The sequence below is a fragment of the Micromonospora sp. DT233 genome (assembly GCF_049841815.1).
Lineage (GTDB): Bacteria > Actinomycetota > Actinomycetes > Mycobacteriales > Micromonosporaceae > Micromonospora.
Genome location: NZ_JBNCLB010000003.1, coordinates 144,932 through 169,443 on the forward strand (window position 1 = coordinate 144,932; position 24,512 = coordinate 169,443).

General features: G+C 69.3%; 26 protein-coding genes and 1 pseudogene. 18 read left to right on the plus strand and 9 right to left on the minus strand.

The genetic code is table 11. From position 1 onward, the window contains the following. Positions 1-35 precede the first annotated feature (35 nt). The 5 genes from darG to ACLQ2V_RS08670 form a co-directional block, all read right to left on the minus strand. Entirely contained in the window at positions 36-1,121 is a 1,086-nt protein-coding gene (darG, locus tag ACLQ2V_RS08650; protein WP_425717869.1) for a type II toxin-antitoxin system antitoxin DNA ADP-ribosyl glycohydrolase DarG, read from the minus strand. Beyond that, positions 1,118-1,807: a type II toxin-antitoxin system toxin DNA ADP-ribosyl transferase DarT gene (darT, locus tag ACLQ2V_RS08655; RefSeq protein WP_425717870.1), complete on the minus strand. Its 690-nt coding sequence runs from the start codon at positions 1,805-1,807 to the stop codon at positions 1,118-1,120. The genes darG and darT overlap by 4 nt, the downstream gene beginning before the upstream one ends. A gap of 3 nt (positions 1,808-1,810) precedes the next feature. Continuing rightward, the gene (locus ACLQ2V_RS08660; RefSeq protein ID WP_425717871.1) at positions 1,811-3,409 is read right to left on the minus strand and encodes a restriction endonuclease; all 1,599 of its coding nucleotides are present in this window, start codon (positions 3,407-3,409) and stop codon (positions 1,811-1,813) included. Positions 3,410-3,724: 315 nt separating this feature from the next. Continuing rightward, positions 3,725-4,273 carry a GNAT family N-acetyltransferase gene (locus tag ACLQ2V_RS08665; RefSeq protein WP_425717872.1) on the minus strand — a complete coding sequence of 183 codons (549 nt, stop codon included), beginning with the start codon at positions 4,271-4,273 and terminating at the stop codon, positions 3,725-3,727. Beyond that, positions 4,270-5,784, minus strand: coding sequence for a helix-turn-helix domain-containing protein (locus ACLQ2V_RS08670; protein ID WP_425717873.1), 1,515 nt, complete (start codon positions 5,782-5,784; stop codon positions 4,270-4,272). The genes ACLQ2V_RS08665 and ACLQ2V_RS08670 overlap by 4 nt, the downstream gene beginning before the upstream one ends. 486 nt (positions 5,785-6,270) lie before the next feature. On the opposite strand from ACLQ2V_RS08670, the gene ACLQ2V_RS08675 reads away from it, so the two are divergent. The 17 genes and pseudogenes from ACLQ2V_RS08675 (at position 6,271) to ACLQ2V_RS08755 (ending at position 19,951) form a co-directional block, all read left to right on the plus strand. Continuing rightward, positions 6,271-6,549, plus strand: coding sequence for a hypothetical protein (locus ACLQ2V_RS08675; protein ID WP_425717874.1), 279 nt, complete (start codon positions 6,271-6,273; stop codon positions 6,547-6,549). 165 nt (positions 6,550-6,714) lie between these two features. Beyond that, positions 6,715-7,014, plus strand: a pseudogene (locus ACLQ2V_RS08680) (FAD-binding oxidoreductase); the annotation flags it as partial. A 133-nt stretch (positions 7,015-7,147) separates the two neighbouring features. Further along, the gene (locus ACLQ2V_RS08685; protein WP_425717875.1) at positions 7,148-7,501 is read left to right on the plus strand and encodes a type II toxin-antitoxin system RelE/ParE family toxin; all 354 of its coding nucleotides are present in this window, start codon (positions 7,148-7,150) and stop codon (positions 7,499-7,501) included. Next, positions 7,498-7,797, plus strand: coding sequence for a helix-turn-helix domain-containing protein (locus tag ACLQ2V_RS08690; RefSeq protein WP_425717876.1), 300 nt, complete (start codon positions 7,498-7,500; stop codon positions 7,795-7,797). The genes ACLQ2V_RS08685 and ACLQ2V_RS08690 overlap by 4 nt, the downstream gene beginning before the upstream one ends. Positions 7,798-8,138: 341 nt before the next feature. Continuing rightward, positions 8,139-9,461: an AAA family ATPase gene (locus tag ACLQ2V_RS08695; RefSeq protein ID WP_425717877.1), complete on the plus strand. Its 1,323-nt coding sequence runs from the start codon at positions 8,139-8,141 to the stop codon at positions 9,459-9,461. Positions 9,462-9,764: 303 nt separating this feature from the next. After that, positions 9,765-10,355, plus strand: coding sequence for a hypothetical protein (locus ACLQ2V_RS08700; protein ID WP_425717878.1), 591 nt, complete (start codon positions 9,765-9,767; stop codon positions 10,353-10,355). Between the two features lie 477 nt (positions 10,356-10,832). After that, a complete protein-coding gene (locus ACLQ2V_RS08705) occupies positions 10,833-10,979 on the plus strand; it encodes a hypothetical protein (protein ID WP_425717879.1) in 147 nt (48 codons plus the stop codon). A 181-nt stretch (positions 10,980-11,160) separates the two neighbouring features. Continuing rightward, positions 11,161-11,739: a TerD family protein gene (locus tag ACLQ2V_RS08710; protein WP_425717880.1), complete on the plus strand. Its 579-nt coding sequence runs from the start codon at positions 11,161-11,163 to the stop codon at positions 11,737-11,739. A 94-nt stretch (positions 11,740-11,833) separates the two neighbouring features. Beyond that, positions 11,834-12,973 (plus strand): DUF475 domain-containing protein, encoded by a 1,140-nt coding sequence (locus ACLQ2V_RS08715; protein WP_425717881.1) that lies wholly within the window; start codon positions 11,834-11,836, stop codon positions 12,971-12,973. Between the two features lie 62 nt (positions 12,974-13,035). After that, positions 13,036-13,722, plus strand: coding sequence for a TerD family protein (locus ACLQ2V_RS08720; RefSeq protein WP_425717882.1), 687 nt, complete (start codon positions 13,036-13,038; stop codon positions 13,720-13,722). Between the two features lie 63 nt (positions 13,723-13,785). Then, entirely contained in the window at positions 13,786-14,361 is a 576-nt protein-coding gene (locus ACLQ2V_RS08725; RefSeq protein WP_425717883.1) for a TerD family protein, read from the plus strand. 51 nt (positions 14,362-14,412) lie between these two features. After that, entirely contained in the window at positions 14,413-15,648 is a 1,236-nt protein-coding gene (locus ACLQ2V_RS08730; protein ID WP_425717884.1) for a toxic anion resistance protein, read from the plus strand. A 90-nt stretch (positions 15,649-15,738) separates the two neighbouring features. Next, entirely contained in the window at positions 15,739-16,164 is a 426-nt protein-coding gene (locus tag ACLQ2V_RS08735; RefSeq protein ID WP_425717885.1) for a hypothetical protein, read from the plus strand. Continuing rightward, positions 16,161-16,724, plus strand: coding sequence for a TerD family protein (locus ACLQ2V_RS08740; protein WP_425717886.1), 564 nt, complete (start codon positions 16,161-16,163; stop codon positions 16,722-16,724). The genes ACLQ2V_RS08735 and ACLQ2V_RS08740 overlap by 4 nt, the downstream gene beginning before the upstream one ends. Positions 16,725-17,020: 296 nt before the next feature. Beyond that, complete coding sequence (locus ACLQ2V_RS08745; protein WP_425717887.1) at positions 17,021-17,581, plus strand: hypothetical protein; 561 nt, start codon at positions 17,021-17,023, stop codon at positions 17,579-17,581. A gap of 129 nt (positions 17,582-17,710) precedes the next feature. Continuing rightward, positions 17,711-18,700 (plus strand): phosphoribosyltransferase domain-containing protein, encoded by a 990-nt coding sequence (locus tag ACLQ2V_RS08750; RefSeq protein WP_425717888.1) that lies wholly within the window; start codon positions 17,711-17,713, stop codon positions 18,698-18,700. A gap of 393 nt (positions 18,701-19,093) precedes the next feature. Beyond that, complete coding sequence (locus ACLQ2V_RS08755) at positions 19,094-19,951, plus strand: SAM-dependent methyltransferase (RefSeq protein WP_425717889.1); 858 nt, start codon at positions 19,094-19,096, stop codon at positions 19,949-19,951. 14 nt (positions 19,952-19,965) lie between these two features. Here the strand turns inward: ACLQ2V_RS08755 and ACLQ2V_RS08760 are convergent, their stop codons facing one another. The 4 genes from ACLQ2V_RS08760 to ACLQ2V_RS08775 all read right to left on the minus strand — a co-directional run bounded on the left by ACLQ2V_RS08760 (position 19,966) and on the right by ACLQ2V_RS08775 (position 23,406). Continuing rightward, positions 19,966-20,121, minus strand: a complete 156-nt coding sequence (locus tag ACLQ2V_RS08760; RefSeq protein WP_425717890.1) for a hypothetical protein — start codon at positions 20,119-20,121, stop codon at positions 19,966-19,968. 3 nt (positions 20,122-20,124) lie between these two features. Then, positions 20,125-20,976, minus strand: a complete 852-nt coding sequence (locus ACLQ2V_RS08765; RefSeq protein ID WP_425717891.1) for an aldo/keto reductase — start codon at positions 20,974-20,976, stop codon at positions 20,125-20,127. Positions 20,977-21,140: 164 nt separating this feature from the next. Further along, positions 21,141-22,379, minus strand: coding sequence for an endonuclease (locus tag ACLQ2V_RS08770; RefSeq protein WP_425717892.1), 1,239 nt, complete (start codon positions 22,377-22,379; stop codon positions 21,141-21,143). Positions 22,380-22,431: 52 nt separating this feature from the next. Continuing rightward, complete coding sequence (locus tag ACLQ2V_RS08775) at positions 22,432-23,406, minus strand: LysR family transcriptional regulator (RefSeq protein WP_425717893.1); 975 nt, start codon at positions 23,404-23,406, stop codon at positions 22,432-22,434. On the opposite strand from ACLQ2V_RS08775, the gene ACLQ2V_RS08780 reads away from it, so the two are divergent. Next, entirely contained in the window at positions 23,389-24,459 is a 1,071-nt protein-coding gene (locus ACLQ2V_RS08780; RefSeq protein ID WP_425717894.1) for a serine hydrolase, read from the plus strand. The two genes, ACLQ2V_RS08775 and ACLQ2V_RS08780, sit on opposite strands and share 18 nt — an antisense overlap. Positions 24,460-24,512: the final 53 nt, after the last annotated feature.

Genomic DNA, 24,512 nt, shown 5'->3' on the forward strand with positions numbered 1-24,512 from the left:
ATCCGCGTTGCCCGGTCGGTCGAAATCTGACCCGGTCAAGCTGAGGACGTTACCTTGCTCGGCAAGAGTCCGGCCGACGCCAATCGTTCGTAGGCCGTTGTGACGTGCGCCGGGGTGAAGAGGCGGGCCTTACGTCCGCTCCAGGCCCTGACCCGCTCGATTAACTCTTCGATGTCATGAGTCGGCGGGTGCGCCTGCGCGGCGTAGTGCACGGTCGCGAGTAGTTCAAGGCTGTACGGTGCCTCAAACCCCTGAACAAGCGTGGCAAGTCGTTCGGGAGTGGCCGGAAATGGCTGGCTGGGCGAGTCGAACCAGGCGTCGACGGCCTCGACCGTCCCTTCGGTCAAACGAATGGGACGTAGCTCCTCGACGCGGGATGAACGGTCACCGAATCCGACCAGATAGTGCCCCTCCAGGCGATCAAGGACGTGATTCAGGCTCTCCGCGTATGGCCCATACCGCCCCCGAGTGAAGGAGAGGCGGAGCGGTTCCCCGAGTACCTGGAGAAAGTACGCGATCTTCTGAATCTCCAGCGTCGTGACGCCTTCTCGCGGTTCAAGAGCACGGGACTGTTCGAGATACCGATCGATGGCCCGTAGCAAGGTGGCGCGTCCAGGGGTCAGGGCAGGCTTCGTAGTAGCGACCGGCATATTGGACGGGTCGGGGGCGCCCTCTGGGGGGAACAACAGCACCCGGACGTCGGGCAGTTCGGCGAAGGCTCGTTCGATTAGCGGTCGGATCTGCCCCCAGTCGAGGCCGCCGTTACCGCAGCCGAGGGCCGGCACCGCGACCGAGGAGATTTCCTGTTCGCGTATGACTCGGATGAGGTCGGTGAGGCCAGCCTCGATGGCCTCCAGCTTCGACGGTGCCCGCCAATGGCCCTTGGTAGGAAAGTTGATCACATATCGGCGAGGGCCAAGGCGGGCGGAGTCGAACAGGAACATCTCGCCCAAACGAACCCTTTTCGCAGCACATGCCGCATGGTAGGCCGCGTAGTTGGCGGGGTAGGCGCGCTTGAACTGAAGAGCGATCCCTTTGCCCATGACACCTACGGTGTTGACCGTGTTGACCAGCGCTTCGGCGTCAGCGGTCAGCAGGTTGCCGTGGCTGACGATGATCATCCGCGCACCTCCCTCCGTTGGTAGCCGTAGTACCAGTCCGGTCTGACACCAACGTACGCGTCGATGATGCCAGCAGCGCGGAGGACCTGCGTCAACTGTTCCTGCCGTGCTGGTGTCCGTACGGCGTACCCGGTCAGCAGGCCGAGGGGAAACTCACGGTGGATCAGGAACTCGGCCATCCTTCTGCGCACACGGTCCGGGTCCTCTGGGGTGTTTCTCCAGATTTGCTCCTCAAGTAGCGGCCAGTCGACCAGGTCGGCCAGGTCGTTGAGGAAGGGAGAAAACCGAGAGAGGGCGGCGGCGCAGTTGCCGTCGCTTGCGACCCATCGCAGCTTGGCGGCGTGAACCCGCTCCACGGAACTCACGAGGTAGACCAGCGGATCGTCTCCGCCCGGATAGCAGTTCACCTTGCCGTCCCTGTGCTCGCAGGCGATCCGGAACATCATGGGTGACTGCGGGGCGAAGTAGAACGGCACATAATCAGCGACGACACCGCCGGGCGGGCAGGGGACCATCCTCGCCCGTCGGCTTGCCTTGATCTCGACGGCACCAACGTTCGTGGCCAGCCGGTCGCCGACCATGTTGTCGGCGAAGAGTCGGCCGGCGGTGAGGACGGCCGGCAAGTTGTCGATATGGGTGAAGTGCATGATCAGGTGCTGCTTTGCCGGCCCGGACGTTCCCGCCATGGCTCAGTCCAGGTCGCTCGGGTCGATCCGGGCCTTCACATCCGTGTGTTCGGCGAGGAGGTACAGCAGGTTGGAGCCGTCGATGAGCTCCAGTGGCTTCCCGGAAGCGAACTCGTACGAGGCGGGTCCGTAGCCGCTTGTGGTGACCAGGATGCCCTTGGACGCGCCCTCGTTCTGTAACGTGCCGAACAGGTCCCGGACCGAGGACACGTCAACCGTGTTGCGGTAACGCTTAGCCTGGATGACAACTTTGCCGCCGAAGATCGGCCGTGGGTCGAAGGCGACGCAGTCGACCCCGCCATCACGTGACGGCCGGGTCTGCTTGGTGTCCAGGCCCATTTTCGCGAATAGGTTCTGGATTAGGCTCTCGAACTCGGTCGGGGTGAGCTTCAGCAGGTTCGGTCGTTGATCGAGGTCGGCCAGCACGTCGACCTCGTCGACGAACCGCTTGTCGACCATGTCGAACTCCAGCACTGGCCGAACCGGTGCCAGCTCGGCGGGGCGCTTCGACACCGAGGCGTTGAGGTGCGCCAGACAGGCGAGGGGCTCGACCATGCGCAGGTTCAGCTTGGTGAATACGGCACGCGTGGTTCGCAGTGTCACCAGGCACGGCTGAATGGATACACCAGTGCGTGGATCCGTCGTATCGACGATGCCGTTGAACACCACCGTGTCGACGAGCCCCGTCCGATCAGCCTCGAACAGTTCGTGCACAGTCCGCAGGGTGACCTGTGCGACAAGCGTGGCGTACCGCTCCTTGATCTCCTTTGCGGGGCGGGCGGTGGTGGTGACCTCGTCGCGCGCCTTGACGTAGCGGTACTCGCGGACCGTGGGAATGACGTCCAGGGTCGGTAGATGGTATTCCACCACCAGTTGCCGCGATTCCGGAACGTATGCCAGGCGGTAGTGCTGCGGGAAGTCGTCCGGGTAGACCGAGTTGCCCAGCACCATGCCGAAATACTCGACGACGACGGCGGGATCGGCAGCGGCGAAGGCCGCCGCGAAGTGGTCGATCTCCGCGTTGTGCGCGTTGATCTCGGCATCGACCTTGGCGCACTGCTGCTGGTAACGCTGGCGGGCTGCGGAAAGCCGCCGCTGCCGGTCGGCCTCGGCTGCGGCGTGTTGGGCCTGCGCCTGGGAGAAGGCTTGTCGAGCCGCAGCGAGTTGCTGTTGGTGCCTTGCCTGACCGCCGAAAACCTTGCTGAGGCCGCTGGGGGCAGGCGGCTCGAATCGCCGCCAGTCGGGCGGCGTCAAAGGGGTGCCGAGGGTGCCGGGGGTGAACGGCTTGTGCTGGGCCGACTTCCGGAGCTTTCTCAGGTCAATGTGATCGTCTATGTCGAGTGTGGCCGACAGTAGGGTGTCCAACTCATCGAGGTGGGCTTGCAAGCCTGAGTTGTCGGCGGCGACCTCGGCGACACGCGCCTCAACGTACAACCGCTTGCGCTCGCGCTCGTTGGCAGCTGCGGTCCGCTGAGCGGCCTTCATGGCGCGCTCGGCCTCGCGGCGAAGTTGTTGGTGATGCCGGTTTGCGGCGGCTTGAGCCTGCGTCTGGGCGCGCACCTGTCGTGCGTGTGCCCGCTGCATCTCCTTGAGGATGCCCACGTCGGTCCTATGTGTCGCGAGGGATGGCGGAGTCGACACCATAGCCACTACGCGTCGGGCCGAACGCCCTGCGCAACGGTGTTCTCGACACAGGTTGGTTAATGAGCGGCTTTAGTGGCTTATGCGTGTCAAATTCCAGACGGCTTATGCCTGTCAGATTTAAGACAGGAAAGAGCTGTCTGGCAGGGTGCGCGACGAGGTCCCGCTATGCCGGTGTGGGTCACCTCCGACATCATGGTCTGGGGGATGGATTTACTCTCGAAATTAACGAATGCGTCTCGACTGAGCGAGGGAGGTCGACCACGCTCGCTTCTATCACTTTGTCGCGGGCGAGGCGCGGGTGAGGACGTCGAAGAGCGGCGCGTCAGGCCAGCCGGGTCGAAGACGGGTGACGGTCTGCCACCCCCAGGATCGGTAGGCGGCCTGAGCCGGCCCGTTGTCCGGCCGCGCGAGCAGAGTCATCCGCTCCTCGCGCCGGCTGCGGACAAGATCGTCATGCAGCGCTCGGGCTACGCCTTGCCGCCGCCAGGCGGCCCGTACCAGCAGTTCACAGATGGCAAAGGTGCGGCGTCCGTCCTCCTCGGTGAAGCCGGCCGGTACGGGTTCCTGGACGCCCTCCCACCACCGGGTGTCCGGTGCGAGTGGGAACCCGTACATGTAGCCGATCAACTCATCGTCCAGCGTCGCGGTGACCAACACCCACCCCGGGCGCTGTCGATGCGCCGAAAGCTGGCGATGGTAGCGGTCCGCACTGTAGAACCCGCCGTCGCCCGCGTGAATCTCCAGGTAGAGGGCAACCAGTTGCTCGGTGATTGCCTCGGATTCGGCCGCGCTGTGGTGGCGGAGGGCCAGCTTATCGATCATCGATCGGCCTCGCCGTCGAAGGCTTCGATGAAGTTCCGGACGGGGGCAGCCGGCCGTGGCCTCTGACCCAACGTCGATCGGATGTCGGTCAGGTACTGAGTTACGCGTCGGGAGTTCATCTGCCTCACCTCAGGTAGGAGGTCCAGCGCCATCCGGGCAGCCTGGTTGACGTCCCCTTCCCGGTGGGTCGCCTCGGCCAGTTGCACGCGGTAGTAGAGCTGATTGCGCCGGTGGGCGGGGGAGGGGTTGGCGATGGCGTCGCGGAACGCCTCGGCCGCGCGCCTCGGCTGGTCGAGTGCGAGGAACGACAGTGCTTCCAGGCCCTGCACCTCCTGAAAGGTGACGAAGTGGATGAACTCCGGGTCACTCTGGTGCGGGCCTCGTTCGAACTCTTGCCGTGCCTTGCGCATCTCGCGCTCGAATGCGCTGCGGTCCTGAAGCGCGGCGAATGCACATGCCCGGCGTAGGTGCAGGAGCGTCCGCAGACGTGGGGTGGCCCAGCCGGCGGAGATCCGGAGCGCGGCGTCCGCACAGTGCAGCGATTCGGTTGGTTGGGAGTCCCGGGTGAGGAGGGCAAGCTGCGCGAGCGCACGCACCTCGACCTGAGCATCGTCCACGAGGCGTGCCCTGGTGATTGCCTCATTCAGATACGGGCGCGCAGCGGCCCTGCGGCCGGCGTCGATCGCCAGCCACGCCGTCTGTGCCGCAAGGTCGGCGAGCGATGCCTGGAGGGCCTCGCCGACATCTCGGCTGTAGCGCGCCTTAGCGGCCCAGCTTGCGAGGCGACCATGGACGTGGATGGCGATGTCACAGAGCTGATTGGCGCCGGCTGCCGCGTCGGCCTGCCGAAACTCCTTCACCAGTGAGCTGGTCAGGCGGACGTGTTCGAGACCGATGGACGGAGACTCGTCCGCGAGCGTGGCGAGGAATCCCAGCTCGCCCACGGAACCAAGCCCCGCCAAAGCTGCCAGCGCGTGGAACTGCCGGCGATCCGTCGTGACCACCTCCTTCGTCGATACCTCGAATGACGGTGCTGTCGCGGGTGACCCCACGAGGTTTTTATGGTCGTGGCAATCAGGCTCTGGCACGCCCGTCCTTGTGGCTGCTTCGCGGAACGAACTGAGCCAGGCCTCGGGCAGGGTGAACCACAGCAGGGCGTTCGGTATCCCGAGGACCTTCGCCCAGTGCGTCAGCCGATCCAGGTGGACCACCGGCGATCCGTTCTCCACCCGGCTCAGCTGTGCCTGCGTCATGCCCAGCCAACCGGCCACCACGGTCTGCGGCAACGCCGACCGCCCGTGGTACGGGTGGAACCGATACGCCCGGATGGCCCGGCCCAGGTGACGCGACGCGAGCGCCTGCCGTACCGGCTCGTGCTCCCAGAAGGATGCCGGCACTGCCGGGGGCGCGCTCAACCGGTCGCGCTCGACGGCCTGGCAGGGCGCACACCGTCCACTGTCGTTGTCGCGGGCCAGCCGTCCGCCGCACCTGGGGCAGTTGGTCTGAGTCACCGGCAACCTCGCCAAATCCCGGGCGGCTGTATCCGAAGTCGAGCCTATCCATTGAACCCGCTACGTGGGCGGTCGGTATACGCAGTGTGTATAGCCGGAGCCGACCTCCGAGGACTCGGCGTGCTGGCACAGTCTCTCTGCGTATGCCCAGGGCGCATGACCGGCGCGAAGATCCAGGCATGACCGGCCACGGATCACGCCGCCAGGGTGGATGCATGGCCCGGGGCGGGTGCTGGGCTCCGGGGTGCGTCGACCGAATGACGCGACCTCGTCCCCGCCCGCCCCGGCGCCCGCCACTTCCGCCGACGTACAGGGGCCGCCGAGACCATGAACACCGCCGCAACAGACCGCCCCATCCCGTCCACCCCCCGACGAGGAGCACCCCCCGCCAACGCCCCCGAAGCGCAGTGTCCCAGCGAACACGCCCCGTACCCGTGCCTGCTGTCGGGCCGACGGCAGGTCACGCCCGAGCGCGGTGACCAGGCGTTGACGCCGGCCGAGATCGTCCGTCGGTGGCTGCGGCTGGTGACGGCGGACGCGGAGCTGTCGCCGTGCCTCGTCGGGGTGGATCGGGGTCGGCTCGCCGCGCACCTGACGGCGAGCGTGACCGCCGCGTTCGCCGGGGAGCCGGCGGACGCCTGGGGTGGGCTCGGCCTCTCCGAGGAGCAGCATCGGCGCATCGGTGACTACCTGGTCGGGGTGTGTTGGGCGGCGGACCTGTCCGCCGAGCGGATCGCCCAGGTGCGCCGGGCGGTGGCCCGATGAGCGCCGCCGCCGCGGCGGGGTGGGCCGGTGACGGCGTGCCGGCCAGGGTCATCGATCGAGACCGGCCCTGCGCCGGTATCGCCATCCTGACCCTCCGTCCGTGGGCGCGGCTGCGGTACCGCCCCGGCCAGGCCGTCCCCGTCCAGACACCCCGCCACCCCCGGCCAGTGGCGCTGGTACTCCCCGGCCAACGCGCCGCGCCCCGACGGCACCATCGAGCTGCACGTCCGCGCCGTGGCCACCGGCACCGTCTCGGGCAGCCTCGTGAATGAGGTACGCCCCGGCGAGCTGCTACACCTCGGCCCGCCCCGCGACACCGGCCTGCACCTGCGCGACGGTGACCTGCTGCTGGTGGCCGGCGGCACCGGGCTGGCCCCGCTGCGCGCCCTGGTCGAGCAGGTCGCCGCCGCCCCCGACGGCCGCCGGGTCACCCTGATCGTCGGTGCCCGCACCTTCATCGAGCTGTCCGGACCGAATTGGCTGAAGCGCGGCAGGCCAACGCGGCGATGCAGCGGGAGTTTTTGTGGTTCAGCCAGCGCTGCAACACGCAAGCCGAGCTTGAAGCGTCGGATGCCTGGGATTCCATAGCATCTGTGCTATGACGTGGGGTAGTGTGGAGCTTGAGCCTGAAGTCCGAGACTGGCTGGAGGGACTTTCGACAGCGCATTTTGCGAAAGCCGCCTTCTACATCGATCTGCTCGCTGGTCGAGGGCCGCTTCTCGGCGAACCATATACAAAGCAACTCGACGGCAAGCTGCGGGAACTGCGCTTCTACCTGGAGCGCGACCCGGTGAGAGTGACGTACTGGGTCGCACCCGATCGTCGCATCGTCCTGCTGACGATCTTCCGCAAGACCCGGATGCGGGAGTATCGCGAAATCGAGCGGGCCCGGCGAGCACTGGAGGGATGCGTGGCAGAGCGACACAGCGTGAACGAGAGGGCGCAGCGATGAGTGATCGCACTGACTGGACCGAACTACGTGAGCGGCGCCTGGCGGAGCCGGGGGCTACAGACGCCTACGAGGCGGCGCGGATCGCTTTCGAGCTCGGGCAGACGGTACGGGAACTGCGTGAACGCAACGGTTGGAGCCAGGCACAACTTGCTCGCGGCGCGGGGATGACCCAATCGGCGGTGGCCCGCTTCGAGGCGGGCGGGACGGTGCCGACCCTGACGGTGCTCGAACGGCTGGCCAGGGCGTTGAACATGAGACTGGACGTCACGTTCGCTCCTCGGGCAGACGCGGCCTGATCTATACCTTGGGCGGTTGCCAGAAACCTGCGGCGACGCTCGCGGCCACACCTGGCCGGCAACCGCGGCTCGGCGGTGCTGCACGACCAGGTCGGGCCGACCTCTCGCCCCGCAGCGAACCGAACGGGCGCCTGTTCTAATCGGTCGGCAGGTATGCGTTGTGGCTGCCTCGCCTCAGCGTCTGGGTCAACAACCCGGTGATGCCGGCCTCCTCCATGCGGAGTGCTGTCGCCAAGTCGTGCGGTGACTGTCCGGACCAAGTCGCTGTCGCCACGCCAACGGCCGCCATGTCACCGGTCGCCGGTAGTGTCCCGAAGGTCATCGCTGGGGAGGGGGCGTCGATGCTCTGGCTGGAGGTGCCGCCGGCCGTCGAGGCGGAGCGGGTCATCACCGCCGTGCTGGCCGACCTGCGCTCGGGCGAGCACCGGGGCGTGGTGGTCGACTCGCCGCCGGGTGCCGGCAAGTCGACCCTCGTGGTCCGCGCCGCCGCCGAGCTGGCCGCCGCCGGCGAGCCGCTGATCATCATCGCGCAGACCAACGAGCAGGTCGACGACCTGATCGACCGCCTCGCCCGCAAGGCCCCCGAGCTGCGCATCGGCCGGCTCTCGGCCACCGACTACCGGCCGACCGAGCGGGTGACGGGCCACGACACCGTCCGGGTCGCCGCGAAGGTCACCGAGCTGGGCGAGTCGGGCGTCATCATCGGTACGGCCGCGAAGTGGGCCATGGTCGGCGAGGGCTCCTGGCCGTGGGCGATCGTCGACGAGGCGTACCAGATGCGGTCGGACGCCCTGTTGCGGGTGGCCGGCAGGTTCGAGCGGGCCCTCTTCGTGGGGGACCCGGGGCAGCTCGACCCGTTCTCGACGGTCGAGACCGCGCGGTGGACGGGCTTGACCTGGGATCCGATGCAGTCGGCGGTGGCGGTGCTGCTGCGGCACAACCCGCACCTGCCGGTGCACCGGCTGCCGGTGTCGTGGCGGCTGCCGGCGTCGGCGGCGTCGGTGGTCGCGGCGGCGTTCTACCCGTTCACCGGGTTCCGGGCGGGCACGGGGCACGGCGACCGGGTGTTGACGTTCACCGAGGCGGGCCCGGGGGACGCCGTCGACGCGGCGGTGGAGCTGGCGGCGTCCTCGGGGTGGGCGCTGTACGAGTTGCCGCAGCGGCACACCCTGCGTACCGATGCGGAGGCCGCCGCAGTCTGCGCGGCGCTGGCGTTGCGGGTGTTGCGGCGCGGCGCGGTCGCGGTCTCCGAGCACGCGCCGGCCGGGGCGCCGGTCACCGCGGACCGGATCGCCGTCGGGGCCGCGCACCGCGACCAGGTCGCGGCGATCCGTGCGCACCTCGGCGTGGCCGGGGCGGGCATCACGGTGGACACCGCCAACCGGCTCCAGGGCCGGGAGTACGACGTGACGATCGTGCTGCACCCGCTGTCGGGTCGGCGGGACGCGACGGCGTTCCACCTGGAGTCGGGGCGGTTGTGCGTGCTGACGTCCCGGCACCGGCACGCGTGCGTGGTGGTGGCGCGGGCCGGGATCGCGGAGCTGTTGGACGCCCACCCGTCGACCGAGCCGGTGCACCTCGACGTGCCGGTGAAGTTCCCCGACGGCTGGGAGGCCCACCAGCTCCTGCTGGCACGGCTGGCCGCCCCGCAGCTCCCCGGCTGACCCGGACGCCCGGACACCCGGTCGGGACGACGCACACCGTGCGGTCTGCCATGACGGAGGCAGAACAATCACCGCAACGACAACGGTCAACGACGGTAACGGCGCCGGAGGGTATTAGCCCTAGATGGCCGTGAATAAAGTCCTTGACCGTTTTCTATGTCGCCCAGACCGTGACGAAGCTGCGTGGGCAGAAGACTGGCGAATACTGCTGAACTGAGCGCGCCGACAACGAATTACGAGCCCTGGTTCGACCCCGAATGGGTCGGGCCAGGGTAGTTTCGGTCGGGTGTCTACAGTGGCGTGATGACCGAAACCAACAGCGAGGTTGAGCCGCGCGACGACGACCTGAGCCAGCGGCAGAAGTTCGACCGGTTGCGTGCCCGGGTGGAGTTCGCGGCAGTCGTCGAGGCCAACCGCGCCTACCTGCAGGCCGCCGTCCCCGCTCCCGACGAGACCGAGATGAGGGGTTGGGCGCTCTCCTGTCTGCCCAGCACCAATCGGGGCCATCGGCTGTCCACCGTGAACATGCGAAGGATGGAGGTCTTCGTCCTCTTCGGCGAAGCGGAGGGGGAGGCCCGAGGGGTGGTCGACGGATTCGTCGTCGTACGACGCTCTCTCCTTGACCGACCCGGGTGGCAGGACTCCGTCGAGGAGGTCTTTCCTGACTTGGCGTTCGACGCGAAGCGCCCCTATCGGGATGCCGGAGAGGACCAGATCCGGGTCTGGGGAAGGCACGACCGCCTGATCGCCGCGCTGCGGGACGAGCACTTCGCCACTGCCGCGAGAGAGCTGGCCGCTTCCCTGCTGACCGGCACCACCAACCACGCCCGCCACCACAACCGCCAGCTCGCTGACGAGGTGCTCGGCCGCGATCCTCGCCGACTGGGCGGGTAGCCGCAATGAGCGATCAACGGAGGTGGACCTAAATTGTTCGATTGCCGACAGTAACTCGGTGCGGGTGGGGCGGCCTTTCGATGACCCTTCCCGGGAACGCGGATGGCGGTTGGCATCGGCTCCCGCGATGACCAGCACTTTATCGTCCGATCGGGTAGGTGGCCGGCCGAGCCCTTACCGGCATCGAAGAGGGCTGGCGGCTCGTAAGGGGTGGTCCAGGCTAGCCAAAAGGTTGAACTGGGCAGGTGTGGTGGATCGAACCTCTGCCGGTAGTGTGGCGAAGTCCGACGTGGACACCACCGGGCGGGATCGTGCTTATTGCCCGCTCAAACGGACGCGTTCCTCATCCGTGGTCGTCCGCGTAACCGATGAAGAGAATGTTGCGTCCCGGGCGTAGCATCGATTTCAGTGCGATCCGCGAGTGTGGTCAACCGGGCGGCAGTTAATGGTGTCAGCAAGAGAACTTGGAGAGGGTGCGTGGGTGTCAGCCTGGGCGAGGGTGCCAGCACCTCCCTTATCAAGGGCGGCGCCCTGGATAAACGATTCGTCCTCTTCAGCGTCCTGGTCATCCCGCACTGTGCCGTCGAGCGCACCGGCGACAACCGGATCGGCTATGACGATTAGGCCAGGGTGAATCTTCCCCCTTTTCGGCGGCCTCCATGGCCGCCGGAGAAATATCTTCCCGAATCGGTAGCAGAAAGGCCGACTCACGCGGGTGGGCCGTGCCGGCCCGTGCCCTGAGCCGGTAGGGCATGGCCCGGTCTGCGGGTAGCAGGCGACCGTCACGAACAGCAGGAGGAACAACATGGGCGTCAGTCTCAGCAAGGGCGGCAACGTCTCCCTCTCCAAGCAGGCCCCCGGGCTGACCGCAGTGATCGTGGGTCTCGGCTGGGATGCGCGTACCACCAGCGGGGCGGCCTTCGACCTGGACGCGAGCGCGTTGCTGCTCGACACCTCCGGCAAGGTCCTCTCGGACGCGCACTTCGTCTTCTTCAACAACCTGGTCAGCCCGGACGGCTCGGTCGAGCACACCGGCGACAATCTGACCGGCGACGGCGATGGGGACGACGAGTCGATCAAGGTGAACTTCGTCGCCGTGCCGGCAGAGGCCGACAAGATCGTTGTCACCGTCTCGATCTACGAAGCGGAAGCCCGCAGGCAGTCCTTCGGGCAGGTGCGCAACGCCTACATCCGGGTGGTTAACCAGGCGGACGGGGCCGAGCTGACCCGCTACGACCTCTCTGAGGACGCCTCGACCGAGACGGCGATGATCTTCGGGGAGCTCTACCGCCATGGTGGGGACTGGAAGTTCCGGGCGGTCGGTCAGGGGTACGCCTCGGGCCTGGCGGGAATCGCCCGGGACTTCGGCGTCAACCTCGGTTGACAGTTTTGCGGCCGGGGGTCGGGCGTCGCGATGCCGCAGCCCGATCCTCCGGCAATGCCGCGCTCAGCAACCCGGCCCGACGTAAGGACAAGACGTGCTGTTGAGAACCTTCGGGGGTTCTGTCGCCCTCGCCGTCGTCGGCCTCGCCGCGGCGCTGCTGTACGGCGGCCCCGCCGGTCTGGCGATCGCCGCGATCCTGGTCGTTCTGGAAATCTCGCTGTCCTTCGACAACGCCGTCGTCAACGCGACCGTGTTGGAGCGGATGAGCCCTTTCTGGCAGAAGCTCTTCCTAACGCTCGGCGTGGCGATCGCCGTCTTCGGCATGCGGATGCTCTTTCCGCTGGCCGTCGTCGGAATCACCGCGCGGTTGTCCCCGATCGAGGCCGTCACCCTGGCTCTCGACAAGGGCGACCCGGACGTGGCCGGGACGTACGGGTTCCTGCTGCGCGAGGCGCACCCGGCGATCGCGGCGTTCGGTGGGATCTTCCTGCTTATGTTGTTCTTGGACTTCGTCTTCGAGGACCGCGAGATCACCTGGCTGTCGTGGCTGGAACGTCCGTTGGCGCGGATCGGCAAGCTCGATCAGCTCTCCGTCGTGGTCGCGATGATCACCACCACGGTGGTCGCGTACACCCTGGCCCCGGAGGGCAAGACCGCCACGGTGCTGGTCGCAGGCATCCTGGGCATGGTCACCTATGTCTTGGTCAACGGGCTCGGCGAGCTGTTCGAGGCCGACGACGATGGTGCCGAGGTGCAGAATCTGCCCGGAATCCACGGCGGCTCGGAGCGGCTAGAGCGTGCCGTGAGCCGGGGAACGATCGGCCAACTCGCCGTCCGCACCGGTAAGGCCGCGTTCTTCTCCTTCCTCTACCTGGAACTGCTCGACGCGTCGTTCAGCTTCGACGGGGTGATCGGCGCCTTCGCCATCACCGCCGACCCGATCGTGATGGCCATCGGCCTCGGCGTCGGCGCCCTCTTCGTCCGTTCGTTGACGGTCTTCCTGGTGCGACAGGGCACCCTCAGTGAGTTCGTCTACCTGGAGCACGGGGCCCAGTGGGCCATCGGCGCGCTGGCCGTCCTGCTGCTCTGCACCATCAGGGTCGAGATACCGGAGATCGTTACCGGCCTGATCGGAGTCGGTCTCATCGCGTCGGCCCTGGTCTCCTCGATCGTGCGTAACCGCCGCAGTGCCGGCCAGGACGTCAACTACCGCGAACAACTAACCCCGGTCTGACCGCAGCCGCAGGCTCCGCCCAGCACCTGCTGCGTCCCAGCCGTCCACGGGAGAAGGCAGTCATGGCAATCGACTACACCAAGCGGCCCAAGGACCCGGCCGCGCCGACGCAGCGGGGACCGTCGTCGCCTCCACCGTCGAAGGTGACGCTGACCAAGGCGGCTCCGACGGTATCGCTCACCAAGCGGGGCGGCGTCGCCGGGGTCATGCGGGTCAACCTCAACTGGAACGCCCGTCCGACCGGGCGGGGCGGCCTCTTCGGATCGCGTGCCGCCCGGGCCATCGACCTGGACCTCGGTTGCCTCTACGAGTTCACCGACGGCGCGAAGGGTGTCGTCCAGGCCCTGGGCAGGAGCTTCCAGGCCGAGCTGGTCGACTCCGGAAAACGGGTGATCTGGCTGGACGGCGATGATCGCACGGGGGCCCGATCCGGCGGCGAGAACCTCTTCGTCGATCTGCGTTACGCCGACCGGATCCGACGCGTCCTGGTCTTCGCGCTGATCTACGACGGAGTTCCGAACTGGGCGGCGGCGGACGGCGTGGTCACCCTCTTCCCGGTCGGGGGACCGCAGGTGGAGGTGCGGCTCGACGAGTCGCGTCCCGGGGCGGCGATCTGCGCCATCGCCATGCTGGAGTCGACGGGCGGCGACCTGTCGGTCCGCCGCGAAAACCGATACGTCAACGGTGGCCAGTCGGACCTGGACCGGGCCTACGGCTGGGGCCTGCGCTGGACGACCGGCCGAAAGTAGCCGCGCCGAGGCGGGCCTGGACCCGGACGGTCGTGGCACCCGTCCGAAAACGGAGGAGGACATATGACGGTAAGTCTGACCAAGGGGCAGCGGGTCTCCCTCGTCAAGGCCGGCGGGGAATCCCTGACCCGGGTACGGATGGGTCTGGGCTGGGACGCCGCGCCGAAGCGGGGTCTGTTCGGGCTTCGCCGCCAGACGATCGACCTGGACGCGTCCTGCCTGCTCTTCGACGCCGGTGGCAGCCTGGTCGACCAGGTGTGGTTCCGGCAGTTGACCAGCCGCGACGGATCGGTCCGGCACACCGGCGACAACCTCACCGGCGAGGGGGACGGCGACGACGAGTCGATCCGGGTGGACCTGTCGCGGGTCTCCGCAGCCGTTACCACGCTCGTCTTCACCGTGAACTCGTTCACCGGTCAGGACTTCTCCCAGATCGAGAAGGCGTTCTGCCGGTTGATCGACGAGGCGACCGACCGCGAGGTCGCCCGGTACGACCTGACCGGGTCCGGCCGGAACACCGCCCAGATCATGGCGAAGCTCGTCCGCGACGGGCAGGGCTGGGCCATGGCGGCGATCGGCGCTGCGGCGTCCGGCCAGACCTTCCGCGACCTCCTCCCGGCGGTCGCCGCGCATCTGTGACCCGCTCCGCCCCGGCATGGACCGATCGAGGTAAGACAGGGAGTTGTGCACATGTCCGAACTGGACCTCGGCGTCTCCGTGACACCGGCCACCGGGGGTGAACCGGGCGCATCGCTGGTTCTCACCCCGCCCGCCCCCGTCGTCGTGGTCGAGCGGGAGCAGGCGGCGGGCGCTGTTCCGGTCGACGCCGCGACGCAGCGGGCACTGCAGGCGAAGGCGCAGGCGTTCGTCTCGGAGCTCTCCGCGCTGGACCTGCGCTCGCCCGCGTTCAGCGAGAAGATCGGCGCGGTCACCACCATGGGCGAGCGCGAGATGCGGGCGTCAGCGGTGGCGTCGAACCGGATGCTGGAGCGCCCCGCCGCGGCGCTTCGCTCCGGGCGGAGGCCGGGGGGCGAGGACGCGCAGACCCGGGTCGCGAACACGCTTGCCGACCTGCGCTCGACCGTCGCCGAACTGGACCCGGGCCGGGCCGATCTGAGCGGGGCGCGCAAGGTCCTGCGGTTCCTGCCGGGCGCCGACCGGGCCCGACGCTACTTCGCGCGATTCGAGTCGGCGCAGAGCCACCTCAACACCATCATCAGGGCCCTGGAGTCGGGCCAGGACGAGCTGCGCAAGGACAACGCCAGCATCGAGACCGAGAAGGCCGGGCTGTGGGCCACGATGGGCAAGCTCCGCGAGTACAACGAACTCGCGGCTGCCCTCGACGTCGCCATCGAGGCGAAGGTGGCGGACCTCGAGGCGACCGGCGACACCGAGGACGCCCAGACGCTCCGCGCCGACGCGCTGTTCCCGGTCCGGCAGCGCCAACAGGACCTCCTGACCCAGCTCGCGGTCGCGGTTCAGGGCTACCTGGCGCTGGACCTGATCCGCAAGAACAACATCGAATTGATCAAGGGCGTGGACCGGGCCCGGACCACGACCGTCACTGCTCTGCGTACGGCGGTCATCGTGGCCCAGGCGTTGGCCCGGCAGAAGCTGGTGCTCGACCAGGTCACCGCGTTGAACACGGTGACGTCGACGTTGATCGAGTCGACCTCGGCGCAGTTGCGCATGCAGGGGGCGCAGATCAGCCAGCAGGCCGCCGACGCGACGCTGGATCTGGGCCGGCTCCAGGCGGCGTTCGACAACGTCTTCCAGACGATGGATGCCCTCGATGCCTTTCGCGGCCAGGCCGTGAACAGCATGGCGGAGACGGTGCGGGCGTTGGAGGGGCAGATCGAGCGGGCCAAGCCCTACCTGGAACGCACCCGACGCAGCGAACGCGGCGCCGGCCCGCAGGCATCCTGACCCTCGACGACGAGGCACTGGACACCTCACATGGCGTGGTTTCGCAGGGACCGGGCCGGCCCTCCACCGGGAGGGCCCCCCACCGGCGGGGTGGAGCCCCACCAACTCGGTGACCAACTCCGCCAACTCGTCCGGCTCATCAACCGGAACGCGGGGCGGCTCCCCGTCGACGCGGTGGTGACCGCCCGCCAGATCACCGACCTGCTCGGCGAGATCGTCGAGAGGTGGCAGACGCACCCGATCGACGCCTACGCCGCGAGCTCCGTCCAGGGGATGGTCGACGACTACCTTCCCACCAGCCTGACGAGCTACCTGGCGCTCGACCCGAGTCAGTTCGACGCGCCGCAGGGCCTGGGCGCAACCGCAGCGCAGTGCCTGCGGGAGCAGCTCGAGTCGTTGCTCGACTCGGCCTGGGAGGTGCGCGCCGCGCTCCGGCGCGACGACGCCAACGCCCTGATCGCGCAGGGAGTCTTCCTGCGTACCAAGTTCTCCCGATCGGACCTGGACATCCCATGAAGGTGATCAAACGGGGTGCGAACGTGGCCCTCACCCGCGAGATACCCGCCCTCACCGGCATCGTCGTCGGCGTCTCCTGGGACGCCGGGGCGGAGGTCGCCCTGGCCAGGAGCCTGGTCACCGCGACGATCCTCTGTGACGACTCCGATCGTGCCGTCTCCGACGAGCACTTCGTGTTCTTCAACCAGCTGAGCTCCCCGGATCTCTCCGTGCGGCAGCTCGACCAGGCCCTCGGCGAGGACGACGAGCAGATTGAGATCGACCTCGCCGCAGTGCCGGCGGAAATCCACCGGCTTGTCGTCGTGCTCTACCTCAACGAGGGGTCGGTGCAGCGGCGCGCCCTGGGACGGCTGAAGCGCTGCGGGGTCCGGGTGTTGGACCTCGCCGACAACCGGGAACTCGTCCGCTCCGAAAACCTGGCCCAGGTGCTGGACCAGGAGACCGCCGTCGCCCTCGCCGAGGTCTACCGGCGAGACGGCGGCTGGAAGTTCAAGGTGGTGGGCCAGGGCTATGCCGACGGCGTCGCCCAGGTCGCCGCCGACTACGGCGTCACCCTGTGAGCAGCCGCGAGCCCTGGTCCGCGCCGCGCCGCGACGACCTGCCGTTCCTCAGGCATCGAGTCCGGCCCATTGCCCCGTCCGCCCCAGATGGGGCCCGGGGCGCGGTTGCCGACTTCCTCGCCTCGCGCGGGCCCCGCCCCGACCGGCGGGGCCGGGGCGTGCCGCCGCCCAACCCGATCACGCCGGTCCCGCCCCGGCCGACAACCCTGGACCTCTCCTCGGCGGCGGAAGTGGCGACCCTGCCGCCCTCGCCCGGCCCGGCGCGCAGGGTCGCCCGGACGCGAACGGCGCTCACGGTGCTCACCCCCGCCGCGCCCACGGTGACCCTGACCAGGCTGCAGTCGGGCATCGGAGCCCTCGACATCGGCGTGCTCCGGGCGAAGGAGGTCGGCGATCTCCGGCTCGGCTGCGCCTACCAGCTTGGCGATGGCCAATCGTCAACGGTGCAGGAGACCGGCGACAGCGCGTCGGTGGAGGGGAACTCGGCCATCCCGGTGATCGTCAAGCGGGGCGGCCGGCACGATCGGATCAGGCTTGATCTGCGCCAGTGCCGCCGGCTCGTACGACTGATCATCTACGCCTACTCGGAACGGGACCTGGAGCTGCGCTGGGGCGGGGTGCTCTGGGTGTCGACCTTCGGTGGTTCCCGGATCGAGCTGCCGCTCGACGCCGAGCCGTCGCGCGGGGTCCGGGTGGCCCTGTCGATCTATCGCGTCGGGGGCGAGTTCGTCCTGCGCAACGAGCTGGAAACGGTCGAGGGCTCGATCCGGGACGCCTGCCGGGCATTCGGATTCGACGGCATCACCTGGATCGACGGCCGCACCCCGGTTGGCGACAGAACGCGTGCGCGGCGTTGAGCTGACCGGTCGACGCGACCGATCGAGAGCGGGAGACGGGGACGGGTGAACGACTCCTGAAACGGTCACCGGGTCGCCGAGCGGCTGGGCGCACGGAACAGCACCGAGCCCCACCTCGGCCCGCTGGTCTTGACCGATCTGGTGGGCCTCGCCCTACGACACAACTCGCGACGTACTCATCTGCTGGTCTCCTCGGTGTTCGGCAAGTACCTACCGACGGACCCGGCGGTGGTCTACGGCGCGGTTCGCCTGCTCGGCGCGGTGACCGCTGACCGGTCACGACGTCGGACAGCGGCATTGCTGCGGTCGGCGCGCGCCTGCTCAGGTCGGGAACACAGCCTGAACACCTTCGCCGCCCTGCACCGGCGGCTGTCCCGGTCCCGCTACGTGATTGCCGTCGGGGCCGCGCACCGCGATCAGGTCGCGGCGATCCGTGCGCACCTCGGCGTGGCCGGGGCGGGCATCACGGTGGACACCGCCAACCGGCCCCGGCTGACCGTTCGCCAACTTACCGGGGCGCCCGAAGCCCGGACGCCCGGCGCGGATCACGAACACCGCGTGGGCCGCCACGAGGCCGCCGGGACAATCACCGTACTCACCGCGCCGACAATAATGGTGACGCCGCAGGATATCAGGCTGAGGTGGTGTCGAATCAAGTGCTTGACCGTTCAACTTCATGCTGGTAACTTCGGAGTTGGATCATCAACCTGCCCCGAAAGGCAAATTATGAAACTGAAGTCTATTGCCCTCGCTGTATCTGTGGCTGGCCTGATGGTCACCGCCCCCGCCGCGTCGGCGAGCGCCGCTGCGGCGGACGAAGCCTATCCGCCGGGGAACTGCCCGCAGGGCAGTTTCTGCGTCTGGCCCAACTGGGCGCCCCCGAACACCGGCCCGACGGAGACCCCGTCCGTCGTGGCGACTCCCGCGTGGACCGGCAGCGCTGCGGGGAAGACCTTCTACAACTACACCGGGCGTGAGGTCGATGTGACCCACTCCTACACGTTCCCCGACGGGGAGGTCCGGACCAGCACGTTCTGCGCCCGTGTCGGCGGCAACATCTTCTACGCGCCGCAGACCGTGACGAAGCTGAGTTGGCACAAGGCCGGCGTGTACTGCTGAGCTGACCAAAAAAGCGACTGAACAACGAGCCCCGGCCAAACCGAAAATGGTTCGGCCGGGGCTCGTTTAGCTCACCCGTAGTTGGTTTCCAGGAACCGTCAGCCCCACGGATGCGAAGAGTGGACGTCACCGATTACCCGACCACCGGCGGCTTTAATCCTGCCACCCAAGCATTCGTCTAAGTCGTTGCCGGTGGAAATGCGCTGCGGCCCGCGCAGCCTGGACGCGGCAGGCTGGACGCGGCAGCTGCACGACGGCGTCGGCGGCCGGCACGAGCCGAGCACCCCTCTGCGGCGGGTCAGCGGCCGGGCCGTCCGACGCCTACGCTGTGCGCAGGTGTCGGGCCAGCCGGGTGATCAGCGGAGGGTGGGCACCACCCCTGCCGTACGACCGATGAGGATTCCCGTGGGTGCCGCAACCCCTCCGGACCACCACCACCCCAGACTCTCCGACCGGCTCGACGCCAGCGTTCCCCACCCCGCCCGGCGCTACAACTACTGGCTCGGCGGCAAGGACAACTTCGCCGTGGACCGCCACTCCGGCGATCAGATCGCCGCCGTGTACCCGGCGATCCGCACCGTCGCCCGGGAGAACCGGGCCTTCCTCCAGCGGGCGGTCCGGTACCTGGCCGCCGAGGCCGGCATCCGCCAGTTCCTCGACATCGGCACCGGCATCCCGAGCGCCGACAACACCCACGAGGTCGCCCAGGCCGTGGCCCCCGACGCCCGGGTCCTCTACGTCGACAACGACCCGATGGTCCTGGTCCACGCGCGGGCGCTGCTGACCAGCTCCGAAGCCGGCGCGACCGCGTACCTCGACGCCGACCTGCGCGACCCGGACCGGATCCTCGCCGCCGACGAGCTGCGCCGCACGCTTGACCTGTCCCGGCCGGTGGCGCTGGTCCTGGTCGCCGTCGCCCACTTCCTGACCGACGCCGACCGGCCGTACGAGGTGGTGGCCCGGCTGGTCGACGCGCTGCCGTCGGGGAGCTATCTGGTCGTCAGCCACGTCACCGCCGACTTCATCCCCGCCGAGATCGTCGCCCGGATGGCCGCCGAGGTGGCGGCGGGCCGGATGAGCAACGACGCGGTGACCCGGTCCCGGGCGGAGTTCGCCCGGTTCTTCGCCGGCCTGGAGCTGGTCGAGCCCGGGATCGTCCCGGTCACGCAGTGGCGCGCCGAGCTGCCCGAGACCGAGCGCCCGCCGCTGGCCGAGGCGTCGATCTATGGCGCGGTCGCCCGCAAGCCCTGACCGACGCGGCATGATCAGCCGATGTCATCGACATTGAGTTGATCAGCCGATCCGAACCCGTCCTTTTCCACCGGTCGGGAGATGGATCTCGACAGGTGGTCCAGAACGATTCCGTACGCGACGAAGCGGCGGGCGGGCCGCAGCCCGCCCGCCGCTTTGCTGTCAGTCACCCGTCAGGCGGGGATGAGGTCGAAGGTGTCCGGGTTCGGGCCCGTCCGGCCCGCCTCGCCCCGGTCCAGGCCGCTGATCCGGGCCATCGCCGCGTCGTCCAGCTCGAAGTCGAAGATCCGGAAGTTCTCCTCGATCCGGCTCGGGGTGGTCGACTTGGGGAAGACGATGTCGCCGCGCTGCACGTGCCAGCGCAGCACCACCTGGGCCACCGTCCGGCCGGCCTGCCCGGCGATGTCGAGCAGCGTCGGGTCGTCGAGCACCTTGCCCTGCGCGATCGGCGACCACGCCTCGGTGCGGATGCCGTGCGCCTCGCCGTACGCGCGCACCTCCTCGTTGCCCAGGTACGGGTGCACCTCGATCTGGTTGACCGCCGGCACGGTCTCCGTCTCGGCGGCCAGCCGCTGCAGGTGCGGGACCTGGAAGTTCGACACGCCGATCGAGCGGGCCCGACCGTCGCGCTGGAACTCCTCCAGCACCTTCCACGTGGAGACGAAGTCGCCGTCGTAGCGGGTGGGCAGCGGCCAGTGGATGAGGAACAGGTCGACGTGGTCCATCTTCAGCGCCGCCAGGGTGGAGTCGAACGCCCTGCGGGCGTCGTCCGGGCGGTGGAAGGCGTTGTTCAGCTTGCTGGTGACGAAGACCTCGGCGCGGTCCAGTCCGGAGGCGCGGACCGCCTGGCCCACCTCGGCCTCGTTGCCGTACATCTCGGCGGTGTCGATGTGCCGGTAGCCGGCCTCGAGGGCCCGGCCGACCGCCTCGGCGGTCTCCTTCGGCGGGATCTGGAACACCCCGAAGCCGAGCTGGGGGATGGTGTTGCCGTCGTTGAGCGTTATGTCGGGAATCGTGTTCGCCATTCGGCCACCTCTTCCAGTTTCCGGGGCCGGCCGGTGCGGTGGGGGCCGTCCCCCGCCCGCGTGCGCTCCGGCCGTGCCACCCGATTGTCGTACCCCTTCCGGCCGGGGTCCTCACGGTCCGGCAAGGGTGACGTACGACAACCGGGTGGCCCAGGCGGGCGGGGTCAGCCCCAGATCGCGGTGGCCCACTCCGGGTGGTCGATGAACGGGTTGCGGTTGCCCTGCCAGCGGTCGAAGATGACCTGGTTGCGGCGCTGTTCGAAGGCGTCCGGCGGGTCGAGCCGGTGCCAGGAGAGCAGCACCGAGAGCTTGCCCAGGTACGGCTCGCTGCCGTTGGCCACGGAGTTGTTCATTTCCAGGTTCGGCCAGCCGTCGTCGCCCTCGTACCGGATCGCCATGTACATGATCATGCGGGCGACGTCGCCCTTGACCGCGTTGCGCGGCTCGAACGAGTCGGCGTCGCTGTAGCAGCCGGCGGCCTCGGAGACGGCGCTGCCGCCGCTGTCGAAGTCCTTGTTGCCCCGGGTGGAGTTGACCGAGACGTCCTCGGGGCGCAGGTGGTGCACGTCGGTGCCGGGGCCGGTGGCGGTGCCGAAGTCGCCGTGCGACTTGGCCCAGACGTGCTCGCGGTTCCAGTCGTTGGACCCGCCGCCGTTGCTGGTCTTGCTCTGCGAGCGGCCGGAGTAGAGCAGCACGACGTTGTTGGCGTTCGCCGGGTCCTGGTCGGTGTCCTTCAACGCCTCCCACACCCGGTCGTAGCTCAGCTTGGTCTGGGTCTTGATGATCGTGTGCAGGGAGCTGCGCAGCGCCGGGCCGGTCTTGCCGACCGCGCCGGCGTAGTACGTCGTGTCGTACGGGCCGCCGCTGCCGCCGGTCGGGCTGGGCGACGGGGTCGGCCTCGGGCTGGGCGACGCCGTCGGCGTCGGACTGGGCGACGCGGTCGGCGTCGGCGTCGGGGCGGTGCCGCCGCCGAGGCTCATCGCGGTCGGGCTCTTCAACCCGCCGTGACTGAAGTACGCGGTCAGCGCCCCGGTCGCGGTGACCTGCTGGCCCCGCAGGCTCGGGGTGGTCAGCAGGCCGAAGCCGCTGCGGTACGCGGCGGTGACCTGGAGGTAGAGCATCCTGCCCGTGCCGGTCTCGGCGGCGGTGTCGGCGATGGCGATGGCCGTGTCGGCCGTGTACCCGGAGGTGAGCACCGTGGCGGTCGCCGTCGGCTGGCCGATGACGTACCCGGTCACCGTGGCCGTGCGGCCGTCCTGGGCGGCCAGCGCCTGCGCGACGGTCAGCGTGGCCGCCGCCGACGCGGAGGTGCTGGCCGCGACGGGTGTCACCAGCGTCGCGACCAGCGCGAACGCCATGACCAACCGCCCGGAGCGCGAGCGGGTGACGCTCTTCATATTCATGTCCAGCGATGCTAGCGGCGGCGTGTCACCGCCGGGAGAGCACCGGATGAATTTACCGGGACGAGTCCGCAGATCGGGGTTCGAACAGCACCGGCCACGGGCGCGGGGTAGGGGTGAGCGGGTCGGTCGGCGGCGACGGCTCCGCGTCGGCCAGCACCTCGGCGGCGACCTCCCCGAACACCGGGGCGGCGGGATGCCCGGCGCGCTGCGGCCACGCCGCCGAGGTGCGCCGCACCATCGGCGTCCCCGCGATCGGCCGCCAGGCGATGCGGGGCTCCCGGCGGGCCGTCGCCGCCGGCTCGACGGCCACCGCCCCGCCGGCCAGCACCAACCCGAACAGGAACTCGGGGCTGCGCGCCGGCCGCACCCGCCGAGGCGCGAAGCCGTGCCGCCGGCACACGTCCAGGACATGATCGTGCCACTGCGGCGCGGTCGCCCGGGGCGCGGCGACCAGGTCCAGGCCGGCCAGCGCCGCCAGCTCGACGTCGCGGGGCCGCGCCAGCGGCGACGCGCGGGGCAGCAGCACCCCCAGCGGTACGGCCGCCGTCGGCCCGAACCGCAGCCCGTCGGCGCTGACCGGGTGGTGCAGCAGCCCCACGTCCAGCCGCCCCTCGGCGAGCATCCGGACCTGTTCGGCGCTGGTCAGCTCGTGCAGGTCGACGTCGAGCCCGGGGGCCCGCGCGGCGAGCCGGTCCAGCAGCTCGCGCAGTGTCACCGCCGGGGTCTCCGGGGGCACCCCGGCCCGTAGCACCCCGAGCGCCCCGGCCCGGACCTGGCGCATCAGGTTGCGTATCCGCTGCTCGGCGGAGAGCAGCTCCTCGGCCTCGCCGAGCAGGAGCTGACCGGCGGTGGTCAGCCGCACCTGCCGGCGGGACCGGTCGAACAGCTCGACGGTCAGCTCCCGCTCCAGCCGCTGGATCGACTGGCTCAGCGGTGGCTGTGCCATGCCCAGCGCCTCCGCCGCTCGGCCGAAGTGCAGCTCGTGGGCGACCACCACGAAGTGCCGCAGGTGCCGGAGCAGGTCCACGGCCGCCGACCCTACGCCAGCGACGCGTTCGGGGACTGCCGGTGGCGGGTCGACGTGCCGGATCACGCCCGCCGGTACGGTGCCGGGGTGACGGTGGAGGAGCGGATCGCGGGCGTCTTCGGCCAGGCGGGGGTGGTCGCCAGCCTGCACGTGATTGACGTCGACGCCGACCCGGAACAGACCGGCGGTGACGCGGGCCGGGTGAGGGCCGACCCCGGGCGGGTGGGCCGTCCGGTCCGGGAGGTGGCGGTGCGCGCCGACGAGCAGGTGGTCATCGCGTCGATCTTCAAGATCCTGCTGGTGCTGGAGTTCGCCCGGCAGTCCAGCGTCGGGCAGCTCGACCCGACCGAGCGGGTGCTGGTCCGGGCGGCGGACCGGCTCGGCGGCTGGGGGGTGGCCGGCTGCGCCGACGACGTCGAGGTGTCGCTGCGCGACCTCGCGTACTTCGCCATGTCGGTCAGCGACAACACGGCCGCCGACCTGCTGCTGCGCCGGGTCGGCCGGGACGTGCTCCCGATGCTCGCCGCCGAGCTGGGGCTGGCGCGTACCCGGATCGTCGGCGGGCCCCGCGAGCTGGTGGAGACGATGCTCGCCGACGTGGGCGCCCGCACCGAGGCGGAGTTCGCCCGGATCTTCCCCACCCTCTCCGACGGGCGGGTCCGCGCCATGCGGGTGCTCGACCCGGCGCACACCACGTCGAGCACCGCCCGGGAGATCACCCGGCTGCTCGGCCTGATCTGGCGCGACGAGGCCGGCCCGCCGCCGGCCTGCGCGACGGTCCGGGAGCTGATGGACCGGCAGCTCTTCTGGACCCGGCTCGCCTCCGGCTTCCCGCCCGGCGTGCGGGTCCGCGCCAAGACCGGCACCCTGCCCGGCCTGCACCTGGAGGCGGGGGTCGCCGAATACCCCGACGGCCGCCGGTACGCGATGGCGGTCTTCGCCCGCACCGAGCGGTTGGCGACCCGCCGCATCGACGTGGACCTGGCCATGGGAGAGGCGGCCCGGATCGCCGTCGAGGCCCTGCGGGTGCGGACGGCGGGGTCCTGCGGGTGAGGGCGGCGGGGCCCTGCGGGTGAGGTCGGAGCGCGGCGACGAAGGCGGGCCCG

Bases quoted from the DNA above. Each gene is read 5' to 3' on its own strand.
- darG (WP_425717869.1), bottom strand. From the start codon at position 1,121: ATGATCATCGTCAGCCACGGCAACCTGCTGACCGCTGACGCCGAAGCG.
- darT (WP_425717870.1), bottom strand. From the start codon at position 1,807: ATGGCGGGAACGTCCGGGCCGGCAAAGCAGCACCTGATCATGCACTTC.
- ACLQ2V_RS08665 (WP_425717872.1), bottom strand. From the start codon at position 4,273: ATGATCGATAAGCTGGCCCTCCGCCACCACAGCGCGGCCGAATCCGAG.
- ACLQ2V_RS08685 (WP_425717875.1), top strand. From the start codon at position 7,148: ATGACGTGGGGTAGTGTGGAGCTTGAGCCTGAAGTCCGAGACTGGCTG.
- ACLQ2V_RS08690 (WP_425717876.1), top strand. From the start codon at position 7,498: ATGAGTGATCGCACTGACTGGACCGAACTACGTGAGCGGCGCCTGGCG.
- ACLQ2V_RS08695 (WP_425717877.1), top strand. From the start codon at position 8,139: ATGCTCTGGCTGGAGGTGCCGCCGGCCGTCGAGGCGGAGCGGGTCATC.
- ACLQ2V_RS08700 (WP_425717878.1), top strand. From the start codon at position 9,765: ATGACCGAAACCAACAGCGAGGTTGAGCCGCGCGACGACGACCTGAGC.
- ACLQ2V_RS08710 (WP_425717880.1), top strand. From the start codon at position 11,161: ATGGGCGTCAGTCTCAGCAAGGGCGGCAACGTCTCCCTCTCCAAGCAG.
- ACLQ2V_RS08720 (WP_425717882.1), top strand. From the start codon at position 13,036: ATGGCAATCGACTACACCAAGCGGCCCAAGGACCCGGCCGCGCCGACG.
- ACLQ2V_RS08725 (WP_425717883.1), top strand. From the start codon at position 13,786: ATGACGGTAAGTCTGACCAAGGGGCAGCGGGTCTCCCTCGTCAAGGCC.
- ACLQ2V_RS08730 (WP_425717884.1), top strand. From the start codon at position 14,413: ATGTCCGAACTGGACCTCGGCGTCTCCGTGACACCGGCCACCGGGGGT.
- ACLQ2V_RS08740 (WP_425717886.1), top strand. From the start codon at position 16,161: ATGAAGGTGATCAAACGGGGTGCGAACGTGGCCCTCACCCGCGAGATA.
- ACLQ2V_RS08755 (WP_425717889.1), top strand. From the start codon at position 19,094: ATGAGGATTCCCGTGGGTGCCGCAACCCCTCCGGACCACCACCACCCC.
- ACLQ2V_RS08765 (WP_425717891.1), bottom strand. From the start codon at position 20,976: ATGGCGAACACGATTCCCGACATAACGCTCAACGACGGCAACACCATC.
- ACLQ2V_RS08770 (WP_425717892.1), bottom strand. From the start codon at position 22,379: ATGAATATGAAGAGCGTCACCCGCTCGCGCTCCGGGCGGTTGGTCATG.